This is a genomic window from Stenotrophomonas sp. YIM B13575 (assembly GCF_042787595.1).
GTDB classification, from domain to species: Bacteria; Pseudomonadota; Gammaproteobacteria; order Xanthomonadales; family Xanthomonadaceae; genus Stenotrophomonas; species Stenotrophomonas lactitubi_B.
The window spans coordinates 15501-32812 of the sequence record NZ_JBHZOP010000099.1 but is presented as its reverse complement, the minus strand read 5'-3'; the positions used below and the strand labels follow the sequence as shown (position 1 = coordinate 32812).

Here is a 17312-nt window from a genome sequence, read left to right as displayed (position 1 = left end):
GCGGTGGCCTTGGTTTCGCGCCGGCCACCGCCATTGCTGAGGGTATGAACACGAACGCGCCCCTGCCCGCCGGCGACGCGCCGGCCGATCGCAACGACCGCACGCGCATCCTGCGCGCCTTCAACGCCAGCCTGGCTGCCGTGCTGGTGCTGGTGGCCGTGTTCGCCCTGCAGGACCATTTCGACTGGCGACCCTGGGCCGTGGCACCGCTGGAAGCCAAGGGCCTGCTCGGCCTGATCGGCGGGCCGCTGCTGCATGCCTCGGTCGAACACATCGCCGCCAACAGCGCCGCGATCCTGATCCTCGGCACCCTCGCCGGCAGCGTTTATCCGAAGGCCACGCTACGTGCCCTGCCCCTGCTCTGGGTCGGTTCGGGCATCGGTGCGTGGATGCTGGGCAACCCCGGCAGCTTCCATCTCGGCGCCAGTGGCGTCACCCACGGCCTGATGTTCCTGCTGGCCAGCCTCGGCCTGCTGCGCCGCGACCGCGCGGCCATCGCCACCGGGCTGATCGGCATACTGTTCTACGGCGGCATGCTGATGACCGTGCTGCCGCACGCCGACGGCGTGTCCTGGCAGTCGCACATGGGCGGTGCCTTCGCCGGCATCATCGCCGCGCTGCTGTTCCGCAACGCCGATCCCTTGCCGCCGCGCCCGCGTTACAGCTGGGAAGACGAGGAAGAAGAGATCGAGCCGCTGGCCGACGACGAACTCGAGCCGCCGTCGCCGCAGCGCGTGCCGGTACTGTGGCAGCCGCGCGAAGGGCAGGACTATGTGGTTGTCCCGTTCCGCCGGCCGGAAGACCCGCGCGGTTGAGCGGTGACGGGGTCGGATCCCGGAAGGGGCTCTGACCCCGAGCACCGATGACCCGGTAGCCGCCGACCTTGGTCGGCGCTCCTGCCTCCGGCGTTCATGCCCCCGCAGCGACCATGTGCCAACCAAGGTTGGCACCTACCACCGGCGCATCAATCCGCCGCGTTTCCCGCCGCGCCCATTCCATCCACCGCCTGCCGGCCCAGCGCCGGGTCATCGGTGAAGAACGCATCGATGCCGGTCGCCAGGTAGGCGCGCATCTCGGCGATCGACCCTTCCGCATTGCGCGCATTGTCCGCGCCCTTGCGCAGGTTGCTGGCCTGGAAATGGTTCTCCGGGCGGAAGGTGTACGGGATCACCATCAGGCCCACCGCGTGCGCATCGCGCACCAGCGACGTCGGCGTACCCAACGCACCGTTGGCATCCAGCGGGATGATCGAGCGCAGCTCCGGGCCGATGCCATCGGCATAGGTCGCGATGTCCTTCAGACCTGCTGGCGTCATCATCTGCGCATAGGTCAGCGCACCGCCGGCCTTGGCGATGTCGGCCGGCTGGGTATCGCCCTTCCACAGCAGCTGCAGCAGGCGGATGTTGCTGCCACGCGGGATCTTGCCGCGCAGGTAACGCAGGTTGGCGGTCTCGAACGACTGGATGGTGACCGGGCCGACGTTGGTATAGGCGTTGCCACGCAGCGCAGCCAGCACCTTGTCTTCCATCGGCAGGCCGATCGACTGGAAATAGGTCGGGTGCTTAATCTCCGGCACCAGGCCGATGCCACGGTTGGCACGACCGGCCTGCTGGACCAGGAACGCCAGGATCTCGTCCAGGCTGGCGATGCGGAACTGGCCGTCATAGGCGGTGCTGCGGAACTCCGGCAGGCGCTCGCGGGCGTACAGGGTCTTCAGCTCGGCCAGGGTGAAGTCTTCGGTGAACCAGCCTTCGACCGTCTGCCCGTCGATGACCTTGCGGGTCTTGCGCTTGGCGAATTCCTTGTGCTCGGCCACATCGGTGGTGCCACCGATCTCGTTCTCGTGGCGGGCCACCATCACCCCGTCCCTGGTCATCACCAGGTCCGGTTCGATGTAATCGGCGCCGTCGGCGATCGCCTGCGCATAAGCCGCCAGGGTGTGCTCGGGCAGCAGCGCGCTTGCGCCACGATGACCGTAGACCGACACCTTGGGCGCGGCCGGAGGGGAGGATTCAGCACTCATGGCCACCGATGGTGCCACGGCCAGCGACAACAGCAACGCACGACCCCACGACTTCACTGCGACTTCCCCAAAGCGGTTTGTGATGGGCGTCAGTATGCGGCGGGAATGTGACAGGTTGGGGGAACCGGGGTCGGATCCCCGAAGGGGCTCCGAACCCACTCCCTCAGTCAACCAGGGCGTCGTGGAAATCGCGTTCGTGAACGATCATGATCCGCAATCCCTCCTTGCGAAGTTCCACTGCGCGTTCCACCTTGCGCCCGTAGCAGGCGTAACTCCAGCAGGGATTTCCCTCCGCACCGATTACAAGGTAGTCCACCTTCTTCGACGGTGCACTGTGCACACGTCCTCCCCTGGCCGTTACCATCGTTTGGAGTTCGGCACGTGAGCCGCGGGACGAAGCACCGGTGAAGCAGAATCCTTTCTCTTCGAAATGGATCTCTGGGCCCACTGCACAAAGCCCGACCAGGCTTCCGGCGATCTGCATCGAGGGGGTGGTCAGCGTGCGGTCGTCGCCAAGGGCGATGAACTCGCTGAAGAATTGGCGAAGTAGATCCTGTTCCTGGCCATCCACCACACCATCAGCCAGTACCTTGGCTACCAGGTGTCCGATTTCATCGTAGGGCCAGCATCCCTGCAGATGGACATGCTCTTCCATCCAGTCCGAGAGGCCACGCAGCTCGGTTTCCGAAACGCAGCCATCAGCGATGATGCCGCCCAGTACAGCATGCAACCGCTGGAGATCGGCCGTGGTGGCGTTGACCCGATCAGTTGAACGCATCCGGTCGATCAACCATCGCAGGTCTTCCGCTGTATCTTCGTCCATGCGGCCCTCGCCAAGCGCACGCTCTACCACCGGCACCAGTTCGGTGAAGGGATGCTGCTGGCGCTGATGTAGATGGTCCTGGATCCAATGGGTCAGGAAGCCACGCTCATCGGCATTGATCTTTCCATCGATGGAGATCCCTTCGATGATGCCCGCCAGTGTGTTCAGCGCGCGGGCGAGCTGCGCTGGGCCGGTGAAGTGAACGTAGGAAACGTGGTCCGGGTGCATCTGCCATTCCCTTGCCAGAATTTCCTGCACGCTAGCGTGGTCGGCGCCGGTACTCAAGACGTACCGGGAAAGGTTCCGGAATATTGGGATGATCGCGTCATTTCTTGAGGTCAGAGCCCCTTCGGGGATCTGACCCGGCACTACTTGCCAATGCAGAAGCTGGAGAAAATCCTTCCCAGCAGATCATCCGCACTCATCTGCCCGGTGATCTCGCCCAGCGCATCGTGCGCCAGCCGCAGCTCTTCGGCCGCCAGTTCCAGGTGCTCGTGCAGCAGCTCTGCATCGGCACGCTGCGCATGTTCCTGTGCGCGCTCGATGGCATCCACGTGGCGCGTACGCGCGGAGAACTCACCGTCCACCTGCTCGCCCGCACCGGCCGAGGCGATCGAACGCAGACGCGCATGCAGGTCGTCCAGTCCCGCGCCGGTAGCGGCCGAGACGAACACACGATCCGGATCGTCCTGCTCGGGCGTTCCCAACAGCAGATCCGACTTGTTGTGGATGTAGACCTTGTGTGGCACGCCAGCCACGGCATCGCCCAGCGCGGCTTCCCCCGCCGCCGGGTCACGCGCGTCCAGCACGATCAGCGCCAGGTCGGTGCGCTCGATTTCCACATGCGCGCGACGCATGCCTTCGCGTTCGATGGCATCGCCACCCTCGCGCAGGCCGGCGGTATCGACCAGGGTCAGCTCCAGGCCATCCAGGCGGATGGTCTCGCGCAGCGTGTCGCGGGTGGTGCCGGCGATGTCGGTAACGATGGCGCGCTCGCTGCCGGCCAACGCGTTCAACAGCGAACTCTTGCCGGCATTCGGTGGACCGATCAGCACGGCATGCAGGCCATCGCGCAGGCGACGGCCGCGCTCGGCATCACGACGCAGCAGGGCCAGGTCGCTGCGGGCCTGCTCGAGCCCGCGCCGCACCTGTGCACCGCCCAGCGTATCCAGCGGTTCATCGGCGAAATCGATCGCCGCTTCCACGTGGATGCGCAGCAGCACCAGCTGTTCGACCACAGTGTCAATGCGACGCGAGAACAAACCGTCCAGCGAGCGGCGCGCAGCACGTGCGGCGCGGTTGTCACCGGCGGCGATCAGATCGGCGATGGCTTCGGCCTGGGCCAGGTCGAGCTTGCCGTTGAGGAACGCCCGCTCGCTGAACTCACCTGGCCGCGCCTGGCGTGCGCCCAGCGTGATGCAGCGCGCGACCAGTTGTTGCAGCAACACCGGGCTGCCATGCCCCTGCAGCTCCACCACTTCTTCGCCGGTGAAGCTGTTGGGCGCCGGGAACCACAGCACGATGCCATCGTCGATGACCTCGCCGTCTGCATCGCGCAGGCGCGCGTAGTGCGCATGGCGCGGGCGCAACGTCGGTGCGCCGAGCGCGTTGGCGATGGCTGCAGCGTGTGGGCCTGACAGGCGCAGCAGGCCGACGCCGCCCGCACCGGGTGCGCTGGCAATGGCCACGATGGTCTCGGTACGCGTCATATCGTTCATCGCTCAGAGCTTCTCCAGCTGCGCGCGCGCCTGCGCCGCGCCACTGCCCTGCGGCTGCAGCGCCAGGTAGGTGGTGTAGGCCTGCTTCGCCTTGGTCTTGTCGCCTGCATGGAAGTACGCGTCGCCCAGATTGAGATGGGCCACCGCGCGCGACGGATCGATCTTCAGGGTGTTCTCAAGCCAGCGCGCCGCTTCTGCATAGCGTTGCTGGCGGTAGTAGACGAAGCCGAGGTTGTTGGCCGCCTGGGCGAAGTCCGGGCGCAGCTTCAGCGCCTCGGTGAACTGCACGGCGGCTTCGTCGTACTGCTTCTCGCGGTACAGCTGCAGGCCACGGTCGTTGGCCTGCTGCGCGCGCTGGCGGTCAGAGGCCGGGCCGGCAGTCGGCACCACCAGCTTGGCCTTGCCGCCCTGCAGGTCGGCTACGGTCACCGGCGCCTGGGCGCCCTTGGCATCCTGCGCGGCATCAACCTTGTTGTTCAGTGCGATCGCATCGGGCGTCAGCTGCCGGGTATCGGCGTTGAGGTATTCCTGGCTGTCCGGCACCTGGAACACGAACTCGCCGCCCTGCGAACCGGGCAGGCTGCCGAACGCCGGCGTCTGCTGCGAGACCGCCGACACCGCCGGCGCCACATAGGCGGCCAGCTCGGTACCGGTGATCAGGCCATCGCCATTGAGGTCGCCCTTGCCGGCCAATGCCTGCAGCAGCACCCAGGTAAACACCGAGTGTCCGTTCGGGCCGGCATCGGCCACCTGCTGGTCGGCACCACCGGCGGTCAGCATCTGCCGCGCGCTGCGGCGCGCGTTCTCGCGCAGGAACGACGACGAAGACGGACCGCCGCGGGTCAAACCGAGGCCGCTGTAGCAGGCATCCATCACGAACATCACATGCTTGGCCTGCATGCTCTCGGCGATGTTCTGGATGTCGGTCATCGCGATGGCGTCGGTGGCGAATTCCTTCGGGTCCGAATCGACCGGGATGATGTAGCCCAGGTCACGACCGGAGGCGAGCTGGCGCGTCGCGCCATGGCCGGCGAAGAACACGAACACGCGGTCATTCTTTCCCGTGCGGTCATCGGCCAGGCGGTCGTGGAAGGCGGCCAGGATGTTGTTGCGGGTGGCCTGTTCGTTCTTCAGCACGATCACCTGCGAGGACGGGAAACCGAACTGCCCGGTCAACGTGTCGGCCACCGCCTGCGCATCATGGCTGGCGTATTCCAGCTTCGGCCACTTGGCGTAGTTGTCGATGCCGACCACGATCGCCCACGATTTTTCGTAGCCGGTGGTGACGGTGGCATCGCGGTCGCTGCCCTTGCGCGGGCGGGCGACGCTGAAGTCGCGGCCATTCCAGCCAGCGAACTGGTAGCCGTCGGCGATCAGCCGATCCAGGATCTGCGGCAGTGCCTTCACCGCGCGGTCGTGGATATCGTGGAACAGGATGATGCCGCGCTGTTCCTTGTTCACCTGGTCGAGCACGCGCTGCACGATCGACTCCGGCACCGGGTCGGCCCAGTCCATCGAATCGATGTTCCACATGATCGACTTCAGGCCCGCCTCGTTCAGCAGCTGCAGGCCTTCGGCGTTGCGCGCGCCATACGGGAAGCGGAACAGCGGTGCACGCTTGCTGTCGACATCCTTCAGCAGGGTGTCGGTGTCCAGCACCTGCTGCCGCAGCGCATCGCCGGTGGTACGCGACAGCTGCGCATGGGTCAGGCTGTGGTTGCCGACGGCGTAGCCCTCTTCCATCAGGTTGCGGCTGATCTTGGCCATCGGCCCAAGGCTGACCTTGCCGTCGGTCTCGACCTTGCCCAGGTTACGGCCGACCTCGAAGAACACGCCCGGTACGTCGTAGCGCTTGAGGATGGCCACCACTTCATCGGTATAGGCCTTGTGCGGGCCATCGTCGAAGGTCAGCACCACCGTCTTCGGCGGCAGGTCGCGGCCGAAGATCTCGCGGTCGCTGTCCTTCATCGACATCGGGTACGGCTCGATCACGCCGTAGTCGCGCAGGATCGCTTCGCGGCTGTAGTCCTTGTGCAGGTGCGCGATGTAGTCGTCCCACTTCTCGCGCTTCAGTCCGATGGCACGGGTGCGCTCGAAGCGGCTGAAGATGCGGGTCAGTTCCTGGTTGTAGTTGCGCTCGATCTCGTCCAGCGCCTCCAGGTCTTCGCCGATGCGCTGGTGCAGCTTCACCGCCGGCAACGAGGAATCGGCGCCGATGCGTTCGTGCAGATCACGCAGCACTTCGCGGAACGCTAGGCGATCGGCATCGAACAGTTCCGGTGCCGACTCGATGTAATCCAGCACCGTGCCCAGGGTAGCGAAGCGCTGCGGGCTGCTACCACGCAGCAGCGTGTCGAACTGCGCGGCAATGGCGCTGCGCTGTTCCAGGCCGTCGTGGAACAGCTGCTGGCCGATGCGGGTGGAGGTGGTGCGATCGGCCGCGGACTGCTGTTCCTCGTCGGCCAGCAGCACGATGATCCGGCGATAGCCGTCGAGCTGCTTCTGCAATGCGCCCAGCAGCGGTGCTGCGGCCGGGTCGGCGGCAGCGGCAGCCTGTGCGCTCGGCTGGGTAACCGCCGCCGGTGCCTGCGCGTCCTTGTCGCCGCAGCCGGCCACGAGCAGGGTCAGCAGCAGGCTGGGCAGGAACAGGCGGAACGACGGCGCACGCGGCATGGCGGACTCGAACAATGGGGAATGGTGTGCCGGCGATTCTAACGCCGCATGCGAAAAGCCCGCCTTGCGGCGGGCCTTTGCTGGGTCGATCGACCCTGGGAGGCAGTCGACCAAGGTCGACGTCTACCTCTTACTTCTTCTTGGCCGGGGCGGTGGCCGCCGTGGCCGGCACCGGATCGCTGCCGTGGCGCTTGGTCATCCACCACTGCTGCAGCAGGCCCAGGCCACCGTTGACCACCCAGTACAGGACCAGGCCGGACGGCATGAAGGCCATCATGACGCCGAACACCAGCGGCATGAACTGCATCATCTTCTGCTGCATCGGGTCCATGCCCGGTGCCGGCGTCAGCTTCTGGGTGAACCACATCACCGCCACGTTGATCACCGGCAGGATGAAGTACGGGTCGCGGGCGGTCAGGTCCTGGATCCAGCCGAACCAGGGCGCCTGGCGCAGTTCGACCGATTCCACCAGCACCCAGTACAGGGCGAAGAAGATCGGCATCTGGATGAGGATCGGCAGGCAGCCGCCCATCGGATTGATCTTTTCCTTCTTGTACAGCTCCATCATCGCGGTCTGGAACTTCTGGCGGTCATCGCCATAGCGTTCCTTCAACTGCGCGATGCGCGGCTGGAAGCGACGCATCTTGGCGCCACTCTTGTACTGCGTCGCCGACAGCGGGTACAGCACGATCTTCAGCAGCACCACCAGGCCGACAATGGCCCAGCCCCAGTTGCCCACCAGCTTGTGCACCTGGTTGAGCACCCAGAACAGGCCCTGGCCGATCACCGCCATCATCGAGAAACGGCTGTAGTCGACCACGCGGTCCAGACCCGGCACGTCTTCCTTGGCGATCAGGTTGACCAGCTTCGGGCCGACCCACAGGCGGGCCTCGGTGCTGGTGGACTGGCCCGGGGCCACGGTGAAGGCCGGGCCGCGCGCTTCGATCAGGTCACGACCGGCCACCTGCGACAGCACGTAGTGTGCGGTCTGGTCCTTCTGCGGGATCCAGGCGGTGAAGAAGTGGTGCTGCAGCATCGCCAGCCAACCACCGGTGATGTTCTGGTTGAGCGCGCCATCGTCGAGGTAATCCTTGAACGCACGACGCTGGTACTTCTTGTCGTTGTCGTACCAGGTGGCACCGTTGAAGCTGAACGAGTCCGGGTTGGTCATGCTCCGCGACAGGATGGTCGGGGTGCGGTCCAGGGTGCGGTAGACGTAGCCGTTCCACGGTGCGGCGCCGGCGTTGCTGACTTCGTCCTTGAAGCGGATCGCATACTCGTTGCGGCCCACGATCAGGGTGCGCTTGATGGTCACGCCGTTGTCGGCGGTCCACACGAACGGGACCTGCAGTTCGTCCTGGCCCTTGGCCAGCACGAAGTCGCGGGTATCACCGACCAGCTTGAAGCCGTCGACGCCCGGCACCGGGGTGTTCTTGTCTTCGCTGGCCCAACCACTGATCGCGCTGTACGGATGCGCGGGATCTTCGGTCAGCAGGCGTACCGGCGGGCTGCCTTCGTCCTTGCTCTGCGGGAACTGCAGCAGTTCGGCATCGAGCACGCGGCCACCATCGAGCACCAGGCGCAGCACGTCGGTGGTGATGGTCACGCGCTGTGCGGACGGGGTGGCGCTGGCCTGGGCCTGTACAGCGGGCTGGCCCGGGGCACCGGGAACCTGCGCGCTGGGGACGCTGCCCGGGGCTGCACCGGGGACGCTCTGTGCGGCGGCCGGGGCCGAGCTGGTCGTCGGCGCCGGGGTCGGGGCGGACTTCTCACGGCTCCACTCCATCCACAGCAGCACGGCCACCATCAGCCAGGCAAAGATCAGGAAAACACGGGTCTGGTTCATCAGCAGGCAGGCTCAGCGGGGCCGGGACGCGGTGCCGGCTCGGTGACGGAGGAAATGGCAATGCCATCAGGCGGCGGCATTGTGCCGTCCACGCCCGGCGCGGGCAATGCGCGCAGGCGCCGCAACAGGCGCAGGAAGGCCTGGCGGATATCTTCGTTGCTGGCATGACGCGCAGCAGTACGAGCCACGACGACGAAGTCGCCTGGCTGTATGTCGGTTCGTGTCTGACGCAAGGCGTCGCGCAGGACGCGCTTGATCCGGTTACGCCCAACGGCGTGAGGATCGACCTTGCGGGAAACCGCCAGACCCAGCCTGGCCGGCCGGTCAGCCGGTAGCCAGTGCAGGGTCATCAGCGGATCGGACACACGGCGGGCGCCGTTGAAGACCGTTGAATATTCGGCACGCGTGCGAACCCGCGCAGAGCGAGGGAATCGCTTGCGCGGGTCTGCAGTATTCACTGTCGAATGGATTGCGTCTGCCGCTGGATGCGGCATGGCAATCAGGCGCTCAGGACTTTGCGGCCCTTGGCGCGGCGACGCGACAGGATCTTGCGGCCGTCAGCGGTCTTCATACGGGCACGGAAGCCGTGGTCGCGCTTACGCTTGAGGTTGCTGGGCTGGAAGGTGCGCTTGGTGGCCATGTGGGCCTCTCGTATGAATGGGACGGAAAGAACCGGAAATTTTAGAGAGGTGTCCCCCCTCCCGTCAACCCCTGTCTGCTACGCCAATTCACCGGGCTGTGCAATAGCTGTGGATCTTTTTGTGAATAAGTAGGGGACAAGCATTCCGAAGGCGGGCGCTCGGTGGTAGGCTGAGCCATCCATTTCCCCCCTTTCAGGCCTGTGTTTGGGCGCCTTTTCGCGCCTATGCATCGGCCACCGGACAATTATTGCTGATGGATGCCTGGTCACGTAGTCTCGAGCGACTCGAGGCGGAGTTCCCGCCCGAGGATGTTCACACCTGGTTGAAGCCGCTGCAGGCCGATCTGCGCGCTGACAGCCTGGTGCTGTATGCACCGAATGCCTTCATTGTCGATCAGGTGCGCGAACTGTACCTGCCGCGGATCCGCGAGCTGGTCACCCACTTTGCCGGTTTCGGCGACGTTTTTCTTGAAATCGGCTCGCGCCCGCGGCCCGTGGACGCGCAGATCGCGCCGGTTTCCAGCCATTCGGCGCAGGCGCCGGTGCAGCCGCAGGTCCCGTTCGCCGGCAACCTGGACAACCACTACACCTTTGCCAACTTCGTCGAAGGTCGCAGCAACCAGCTGGGCCTGGCCGCAGCATTCCAGGCGGCACAGAAGCCGGGCGACCGCGCGCACAATCCGCTGCTGTTGTATGGGGGCACCGGCCTGGGCAAGACCCACCTGATGTTCGCCGCCGGCAACGCGATGCGTCAGGCCAATCCGGGCGCCAAGGTGCTGTACCTGCGTTCGGAACAGTTCTTCAGCGCCATGATCCGGGCCTTGCAGGAAAAGACCATGGATCAGTTCAAGCGCCAGTTCCAGCAGGTCGACGCGCTGCTGATCGATGACATCCAGTTCTTCGCAGGCAAGGACCGCACCCAGGAAGAGTTCTTCCACACCTTCAACGCGTTGTTCGATGGCAAGCAGCAGATCATCCTGACCTGCGACCGCTATCCGCGCGAAGTCGAAGGCCTGGAAGCGCGCCTGAAGTCGCGTCTTGCCTGGGGCCTGTCGGTCGCGATCGAGCCGCCGGACTTCGAGACCCGCGCTGCGATCGTGCTGGCCAAAGCCCGCGAGCGTGGTGCCGAGATTCCCGATGACGTTGCGTTCCTGATTGCCAAGAAGATGCGCTCCAATGTGCGCGACCTCGAGGGCGCGCTGAATACCCTGACCGCCCGCGCCAATTTCACTGGCCGCGCGATCACCACCGAATTCGCCCAGGAAACCCTGCGCGATCTGCTGCGCGCCCAGCAGCAGGCGATCAGCATTCCCAACATCCAGAAAACCGTTGCCGACTACTACGGGCTGCAGATCAAGGATCTGCTGTCCAAGCGTCGGACCCGGTCGCTGGCCCGTCCGCGCCAGGTTGCCATGGCGCTGACCAAGGAACTGACCGAACACAGCCTGCCCGAGATCGGCGACGCCTTTGCCGGTCGCGATCACACCACGGTGCTGCATGCCTGCCGGCAGATCCGCACCCTGATGGAAGCCGACGGCAAGCTCCGCGAGGACTGGGACAAGCTGATCCGGAAGCTGAGCGAATGATGCACGTACGCCGATGAGGCGTCACCGCATAAAACGGTGCAGAATCCGGTAGCAAGCGCGGGACAGGGTGTGGATAAGAATGCCGTTGGATTTCGCGGAAGATTTATCCACAGCTTTCCCCACCCCTTGGGGGCTGGTAATGCAGAGGGTTTCGAAGCCTGAAACCCTTTTGTTTACAAAGACTTAGCTGTGTTTTCCAGCGATTCTGGCTCTACCAGCACCACCAAGCTTTTGATTTATTCCACATTTTTTTAAAGCATAGGGGCACGGAACCACATGCGTTTCACACTGCAGCGCGAAGCCTTTCTCAAGCCGTTGGCACAGGTCGTCAACGTGGTCGAACGCCGCCAGACCCTTCCGGTTCTGGCCAATTTCCTGGTGCAGGTGCAGAACGGCCAGCTGTCGCTGACCGGTACCGACCTGGAAGTGGAGATGGTGTCGCGGATCGCGGTTGAAGATGCCCAGGACGGCGAAACCACCATTCCGGCCCGCAAGCTGTTCGAGATCATCCGTGCACTGCCCGATGGCAGCCGGATCACCGTCTCGCAGACCGGTGACAAGATCACCGTGCAGGCAGGTCGCAGCCGCTTCACCCTGGCCACCCTGCCCTCCAACGACTTCCCGTCGGTGGACGAAGTGGAAGCCACCGAGCGCGTTGCCATCGGCGAAGCCACCCTGAAGGAGCTGATCGAGCGCACGGCGTTCGCGATGGCCCAGCAGGACGTGCGCTATTACCTCAATGGCCTGCTGTTCGATCTGCGCGGCGATGCCCTTCGCACCGTCGCGACCGACGGTCATCGCCTGGCACTGTGCGAAACCGATCTGGCCAAGCCCAGCGGTTCCAAGCGCCAGATCATCGTGCCGCGCAAGGGCGTGACCGAACTGCAGCGCCTGCTGGAAAGCGGCGATCGCGAGATCGAGCTGGAAGTCGGCCGCAGCCACGTTCGTGTCAAGCGCGACGATGTCACCTTCACCTCGAAGCTGATCGATGGTCGCTTCCCGGATTACGAGGCAGTGATTCCGATCGGTGCCGACCGTGAAGTGAAGGTCGACCGTGAAGCACTGCGTGCCTCGCTGCAGCGTGCGGCGATCCTGTCCAACGAGAAGTACCGCGGCATCCGCGTCGAAGTCTCGCCGGGCAACCTGAAGATCAGCGCGCACAACCCGGAGCAGGAAGAAGCCCAGGAAGAAATTGAAGCCGACACCACGGTCAGCGATCTGGCTATCGGCTTCAATGTGAACTATCTGCTGGATGCCCTCTCCGCGCTGCGCGACGAAGAAGTGATCATCCAGCTGCGCGACTCCAACTCGTCGGCGCTGGTACGTGAATCGAGCAGCGAGAAGTCGCGTCACGTGGTGATGCCGTTGCGTCTCTGACCTTCGCGCAGTTCCACGTGGAACACATGGACGCTCGGGATTTCCCGGGCGTCTTTTTTTTTGTTCCACGTGGAGCATCGGTGCCAGATCTTTCTGGCACCTTCGGGCTTGCGGTTGATGAGAGGTTCCAGGCTTCCCCGCTCTTGCGTGGGATCCGCGCTGTGGTGGATCCAGCGAGGAGTTCCAGTCCTTCAGGAATGCTGAGTCCGCTTGGATGCGATCAGGGCGCGGTCCTGGATCAAGCGACCTGCCCTGCGTGCTGACCTCTCTGTCCACAGGCCTCGTTCGCGGAAAGTCGGGGCCTCCCTAGCTTCTAAATCTGGGTATAAATCAAAAGCTTGGTGGTGATGGTAGGGCCAGATTTCATGTAAAAGTAGGCTATGTTTTTGAATTTAAAGAACTTTATAGGTCTGAAACCCCCTGTATATAGCCCATCAAGCCTGGGGGGGAACCTGTGGATAGTTTTGACGCGAGGGAAAAGTGCCTTTTTTATCCACAGTTCGCCCACACCTTGTGTATAAGTCATACAGTCCCGCTGTGGATGGCGTGGAACCGGTGCTTCGAATTTCTTGAAATCTGTGGAACCTGGCAGGGCCGTTGTCAGCAGATTTCAAAGAATTTTCGGAGTACTGACGGTTACCGTGGCGCACCTTCAGGCCGGGTGGGCGTACAACCGCCGCCGGATTGTTGAAATCTGGGCTCCCTGAGCCTGGGCGGGCCGCTGGATTTGAACGATTTCGGCCGCTGTCCCATCGTCTTTCGCTGGCAGTCACACTCCCGATCACGTGAAACATGTGTTCTCCGGCACCGCCAAGGGCTCACTGATCGCGGACCGCGTCCAGCCATGACGGCTGGCTTGACCAATGCAGTAAGCTGGGTGATTCCCCGCCCCTCTACCGCCATGTGCGGATGGTCTGTCGCATCCCATGCAGATTCGTCGTCTTGCCCTCCATCAGTTGCGTCGATTCGATGCGGTGGAGCTGTCGCCCCAGCCAGGGGTGAATCTGCTGACCGGTGACAATGGTGCTGGCAAGACCAGCGTCCTTGAAGCGCTGCATCTGATGGCCTATGGGCGGAGTTTCCGCGGGCGGGTACGCGACGGCCTTGTGCGTCAGGGCCATGAAGCGCTGGAAGTCTTCGTGGAATGGGACGAACAACGCGGTGATCTGCCCGCTCAGCGGCGAAAGGCGGGCCTGCGCCATAGTGGGCAGGAGTGGAAGGGGCGTCTGGATGGCGAAGACGTCGCTCAGCTCGGAAACCTGTGTGCCGCTCTGGCGGTGGTCACCTTTGAACCAGGCAGCCATGCCTTGGTGAGTGGTGGTGGTGAACCGCGCCGGCGTTTCCTCGATTGGGGCCTGTTCCACGTGGAACCAGACTTCCTTTCCCTGTGGCGGCGCTATTCGCGGGCGTTGAAGCAGCGCAACGCCCTGCTCAAGCAGGGCGGGCCGTCGCGGATGCTCGATACCTGGGATCACGAGCTGGCCGAGGCGGGAGAGCCGCTGACCAGTCGTCGGCAGCACTATCTGGAGCGGTTGCAGTCCCGGACGATCGCATTGGCCGAGGCATTGGCTCCTCAGCTGGGAATTGTGGGCCTGAATCTAAGCCCGGGCTGGCGCCGAAGCGAGGTTCCACTGGCAGATGCACTGCTGCTGGCACGCGAACGCGACCGTCAGGCGGGTTATACCTCGCTGGGCCCGCACCGGGCGGACTGGAGCGTGGCGTTCCACAGCATTCCAGGTCGCGATGCGCTCTCGCGCGGCCAGGCCAAGCTCACCGCCCTCGCCTGTCTGCTGGCCCAGGCAGAGGATTACGCCGAGCAGCGTGGCGAGTGGCCCGTCATCGCGCTCGACGATCTGGCCTCGGAGCTGGATCGCACCCACCAGGCCCGGGTCCTGCACCGATTGTTGGCTGCGCCGGCGCAGATCTTCATAACCGCAACTGAAACGCCTGCGGCACTGGAGACCCTGAGCGACGTCACCCGGTTCCACGTGGAACATGCACAGATCGTGGCTGTGCCATAGTGGGCACGGCAAGGCCGCTCAGCCCCGGCTGGTATAATTCAGGCTGCTATCCCTTCATTCTCGGCACATCGCTCAAAGCGGTGTCCGACCTGCGGAGCCTACGGCAAGCGCAATGACCGACGAACAGAACACCCCGGCAAACAACGGCAACTACGACGCCAACAGCATTACGGCCCTGGAAGGCCTGGAGGCTGTCCGCAAGCGCCCAGGCATGTACATCGGCGACGTCCATGACGGCACGGGCCTGCATCACATGGTGTTCGAGGTCGTCGACAACTCAATCGACGAAGCCCTCGCCGGCCATGCCGACCACGTCTCGGTGACGATCCATGCCGATGGCTCGGTAGGCGTGTCCGACAACGGTCGCGGCATTCCGACGGGCAAGCACGAGCAGATGAGCAAAAAGCTCGACCGCGACGTGTCTGCTGCCGAAGTCGTGATGACGGTCCTGCACGCAGGCGGCAAGTTCGACGACAACAGCTACAAGGTTTCCGGCGGCCTGCACGGCGTGGGTGTCAGCGTGGTCAACGCGCTGTCGCAGAAGCTGGTCCTGGATATCTATCAGGGCGGTTTCCACTACCAGCAGGAATACGCCGACGGCGCAGCACTGCATCCGCTCAAGCAGGTCGGTCCCAGCACCAAGCGCGGTACAACCCTGCGCTTCTGGCCGTCGGTAAAGGCTTTCCACGACAATGTGGAATTCCACTACGACATCCTGGCCCGTCGCCTGCGCGAACTGTCCTTCCTCAATTCCGGCGTCAAGATCGTGCTGGTGGACGAGCGTGGTGATGGCCGCCGCGACGACTTCCATTACGAGGGCGGCATCCGCAGCTTCGTGGAGCATCTGGCGCAGCTGAAGACGCCGTTGCACCCGAACGTGATCTCTGTAACCGGCGAATCCAACGGCATCACCGTGGAAGTGGCGCTGCAGTGGACCGACTCCTACCAGGAGACGATGTACTGCTTCACCAACAACATTCCGCAGAAAGACGGCGGTACCCACCTGGCCGGCTTCCGCGGCGCGTTGACCCGCGTGCTCAACAACTACATCGAGCAGAACGGCATCGCCAAGCAGGCCAAGATCAACCTGACCGGCGATGACATGCGCGAAGGCATGATCGCGGTGCTGTCGGTCAAGGTGCCGGACCCGAGCTTCTCCAGCCAGACCAAGGAAAAGCTGGTCAGCTCGGATGTGCGCCCGGCCGTGGAAAGTGCCTTCGGCCAGCGCCTGGAAGAGTTCCTGCAGGAAAACCCGAACGAAGCCAAGGCCATCGCCGGCAAGATCGTCGACGCTGCCCGTGCCCGCGAAGCGGCGCGCAAGGCGCGTGACCTGACCCGCCGCAAGGGTGCGCTGGATATCGCCGGCCTGCCGGGCAAGCTGGCCGACTGCCAGGAAAAGGATCCGGCGCTGTCCGAACTGTTCATCGTCGAGGGTGATTCGGCAGGTGGTTCGGCCAAGCAGGGCCGCAACCGCAAGAACCAGGCCGTGCTGCCGCTGCGCGGCAAGATCCTCAACGTGGAACGTGCACGCTTCGACCGCATGCTGGCGTCCGACCAGGTGGGTACGCTGATCACCGCGCTGGGCACCGGTATCGGTCGCGACGAGTACAACCCGGACAAGCTGCGTTACCACAAGATCATCATCATGACCGACGCCGACGTCGACGGCGCGCACATCCGCACCCTGTTGCTGACGTTCTTCTACCGTCAGATGCCGGAGCTGATCGAGCGCGGTTATGTCTATATCGGCCTGCCGCCGCTGTACAAGATCAAGCAGGGCAAGCAGGAGCTGTACCTGAAGGACGATCCGGCACTGGACAGCTATCTGGCCAGCAGCGCGGTGGAAAATGCCGGGCTGGTGCCGGCCAGCGGCGAGCCGCCGATCGATGGCGTGGCGCTGGAAAAGCTGTTGCTCGCCTACGCTGCCGCGCAGGACACGATCAACCGCAATACCCACCGTTACGATCGCAACCTGCTCGAAGCGCTGGTCGACTTCATGCCGTTGGAGCTGGAAAACCTGCGCACTGCAGGTCCTGGCGAAGGCCTGGACGCGCTGGCCAAGCACCTCAACCAAGGCAACCTCGGCAGCGCCCGTTTCACCCTGGAACTGCAGGAACCCAACGAGCAGCGTCCGGCTGCCGTACTGGTGACCCGCAGCCACATGGGCGAACAGCACATCCAGGTGCTGCCGCTGTCCGCGCTGGAAAGCGGCGAACTGCGCGGCATCCACCAGGCAGCGCAGCTGCTGCACGGTCTGGTCCGCGAAGGCGCGGTCATCACCCGTGGCGCCAAGTCGATCGAGATCGACTCGTTCGCGCAGGCCCGCAACTGGCTGCTGGACGAAGCCAAGCGCGGCCGTCAGATCCAGCGATTCAAGGGTCTGGGTGAAATGAATCCGGAACAGCTGTGGGATACCACCGTGAATCCCGATACCCGTCGCCTGCTGCAGGTACGTATCGAAGACGCGGTGGCCGCTGACCAGATCTTCAGCACCCTGATGGGTGATGTGGTCGAACCGCGTCGTGACTTCATCGAAGACAACGCGTTGAAGGTCGCCAACCTGGATATCTGACACAATCGGATCGTGGCCGGCGCGCGGGGAGGT

At 64.2% G+C, this 17312-nt stretch carries 12 protein-coding genes; 5 read left to right on the top strand and 7 right to left on the bottom strand.

Translation table 11 applies throughout. The features are described 5' to 3' along the window. The first annotated feature begins 44 nt into the window (after window positions 1–44). Complete coding sequence (locus ACFX4F_RS15575; protein WP_380656839.1) at window positions 45–815, top strand: rhomboid family intramembrane serine protease; 771 nt, start codon at window positions 45–47, stop codon at window positions 813–815. A gap of 149 nt (window positions 816–964) precedes the next feature. Here the strand turns inward: ACFX4F_RS15575 and ACFX4F_RS15570 are convergent, their stop codons facing one another. From ACFX4F_RS15570 to rpmH, 7 genes are all read right to left on the bottom strand, one after another. Further along, window positions 965–2080 carry a glycerophosphodiester phosphodiesterase gene (locus ACFX4F_RS15570; protein WP_380656836.1) on the bottom strand — a complete coding sequence of 372 codons (1116 nt, stop codon included), beginning with the start codon at window positions 2078–2080 and terminating at the stop codon, window positions 965–967. Window positions 2081–2186: 106 nt separating this feature from the next. Further along, entirely contained in the window at window positions 2187–3131 is a 945-nt protein-coding gene (locus tag ACFX4F_RS15565) for a BRCT domain-containing protein (RefSeq protein ID WP_380656833.1), read from the bottom strand. An 83-nt stretch (window positions 3132–3214) separates the two neighbouring features. Then, window positions 3215–4564 carry a tRNA uridine-5-carboxymethylaminomethyl(34) synthesis GTPase MnmE gene (gene mnmE / locus ACFX4F_RS15560; protein ID WP_380656830.1) on the bottom strand — a complete coding sequence of 450 codons (1350 nt, stop codon included), beginning with the start codon at window positions 4562–4564 and terminating at the stop codon, window positions 3215–3217. 3 nt (window positions 4565–4567) lie between these two features. Next, the gene (locus ACFX4F_RS15555) at window positions 4568–7237 is read right to left on the bottom strand and encodes a polysaccharide deacetylase family protein (RefSeq protein ID WP_380656827.1); all 2670 of its coding nucleotides are present in this window, start codon (window positions 7235–7237) and stop codon (window positions 4568–4570) included. Window positions 7238–7367: 130 nt separating this feature from the next. Continuing rightward, window positions 7368–9083: a membrane protein insertase YidC gene (gene yidC, locus ACFX4F_RS15550; RefSeq protein WP_380656824.1), complete on the bottom strand. Its 1716-nt coding sequence runs from the start codon at window positions 9081–9083 to the stop codon at window positions 7368–7370. Continuing rightward, window positions 9083–9577 (bottom strand): ribonuclease P protein component, encoded by a 495-nt coding sequence (gene rnpA / locus ACFX4F_RS15545; RefSeq protein WP_025875580.1) that lies wholly within the window; start codon window positions 9575–9577, stop codon window positions 9083–9085. The genes yidC and rnpA overlap by 1 nt, the downstream gene beginning before the upstream one ends. 5 nt (window positions 9578–9582) lie before the next feature. Then, window positions 9583–9723, bottom strand: coding sequence for a 50S ribosomal protein L34 (gene rpmH, locus ACFX4F_RS15540; RefSeq protein ID WP_006404565.1), 141 nt, complete (start codon window positions 9721–9723; stop codon window positions 9583–9585). A gap of 254 nt (window positions 9724–9977) precedes the next feature. Between rpmH and dnaA the strand changes: the two genes are divergently transcribed. The 4 genes from dnaA to gyrB all read left to right on the top strand — a co-directional run bounded on the left by dnaA (window position 9978) and on the right by gyrB (window position 17279). Next, on the top strand, window positions 9978–11309 hold the full coding sequence (dnaA, locus tag ACFX4F_RS15535) for a chromosomal replication initiator protein DnaA (RefSeq protein ID WP_089241915.1): 1332 nt from the start codon (window positions 9978–9980) through the stop codon (window positions 11307–11309). Window positions 11310–11585: 276 nt separating this feature from the next. After that, window positions 11586–12686 carry a DNA polymerase III subunit beta gene (gene dnaN, locus ACFX4F_RS15530; protein ID WP_005411731.1) on the top strand — a complete coding sequence of 367 codons (1101 nt, stop codon included), beginning with the start codon at window positions 11586–11588 and terminating at the stop codon, window positions 12684–12686. A 926-nt stretch (window positions 12687–13612) separates the two neighbouring features. Next, entirely contained in the window at window positions 13613–14707 is a 1095-nt protein-coding gene (recF, locus tag ACFX4F_RS15525) for a DNA replication/repair protein RecF (protein ID WP_099819419.1), read from the top strand. A gap of 112 nt (window positions 14708–14819) precedes the next feature. Further along, window positions 14820–17279, top strand: a complete 2460-nt coding sequence (gyrB, locus tag ACFX4F_RS15520; RefSeq protein ID WP_099819420.1) for a DNA topoisomerase (ATP-hydrolyzing) subunit B — start codon at window positions 14820–14822, stop codon at window positions 17277–17279. Window positions 17280–17312: the final 33 nt, after the last annotated feature.

What these genes read in the sequence shown, in the direction of transcription:
- yidC (WP_380656824.1), bottom strand. Translation starts at nt 9,083, where the DNA reads ATGAACCAGACCCGTGTTTTCCTGATCTTTGCCTGGCTGATGGTGGCC.
- dnaA (WP_089241915.1), top strand. Translation starts at nt 9,978, where the DNA reads ATGGATGCCTGGTCACGTAGTCTCGAGCGACTCGAGGCGGAGTTCCCG.
- recF (WP_099819419.1), top strand. Translation starts at nt 13,613, where the DNA reads ATGCAGATTCGTCGTCTTGCCCTCCATCAGTTGCGTCGATTCGATGCG.
- rpmH (WP_006404565.1), bottom strand. Translation starts at nt 9,723, where the DNA reads ATGGCCACCAAGCGCACCTTCCAGCCCAGCAACCTCAAGCGTAAGCGC.
- ACFX4F_RS15575 (WP_380656839.1), top strand. Translation starts at nt 45, where the DNA reads ATGAACACGAACGCGCCCCTGCCCGCCGGCGACGCGCCGGCCGATCGC.
- mnmE (WP_380656830.1), bottom strand. Translation starts at nt 4,564, where the DNA reads ATGAACGATATGACGCGTACCGAGACCATCGTGGCCATTGCCAGCGCA.
- gyrB (WP_099819420.1), top strand. Translation starts at nt 14,820, where the DNA reads ATGACCGACGAACAGAACACCCCGGCAAACAACGGCAACTACGACGCC.
- rnpA (WP_025875580.1), bottom strand. Translation starts at nt 9,577, where the DNA reads ATGCCGCATCCAGCGGCAGACGCAATCCATTCGACAGTGAATACTGCA.
- dnaN (WP_005411731.1), top strand. Translation starts at nt 11,586, where the DNA reads ATGCGTTTCACACTGCAGCGCGAAGCCTTTCTCAAGCCGTTGGCACAG.
- ACFX4F_RS15555 (WP_380656827.1), bottom strand. Translation starts at nt 7,237, where the DNA reads ATGCCGCGTGCGCCGTCGTTCCGCCTGTTCCTGCCCAGCCTGCTGCTG.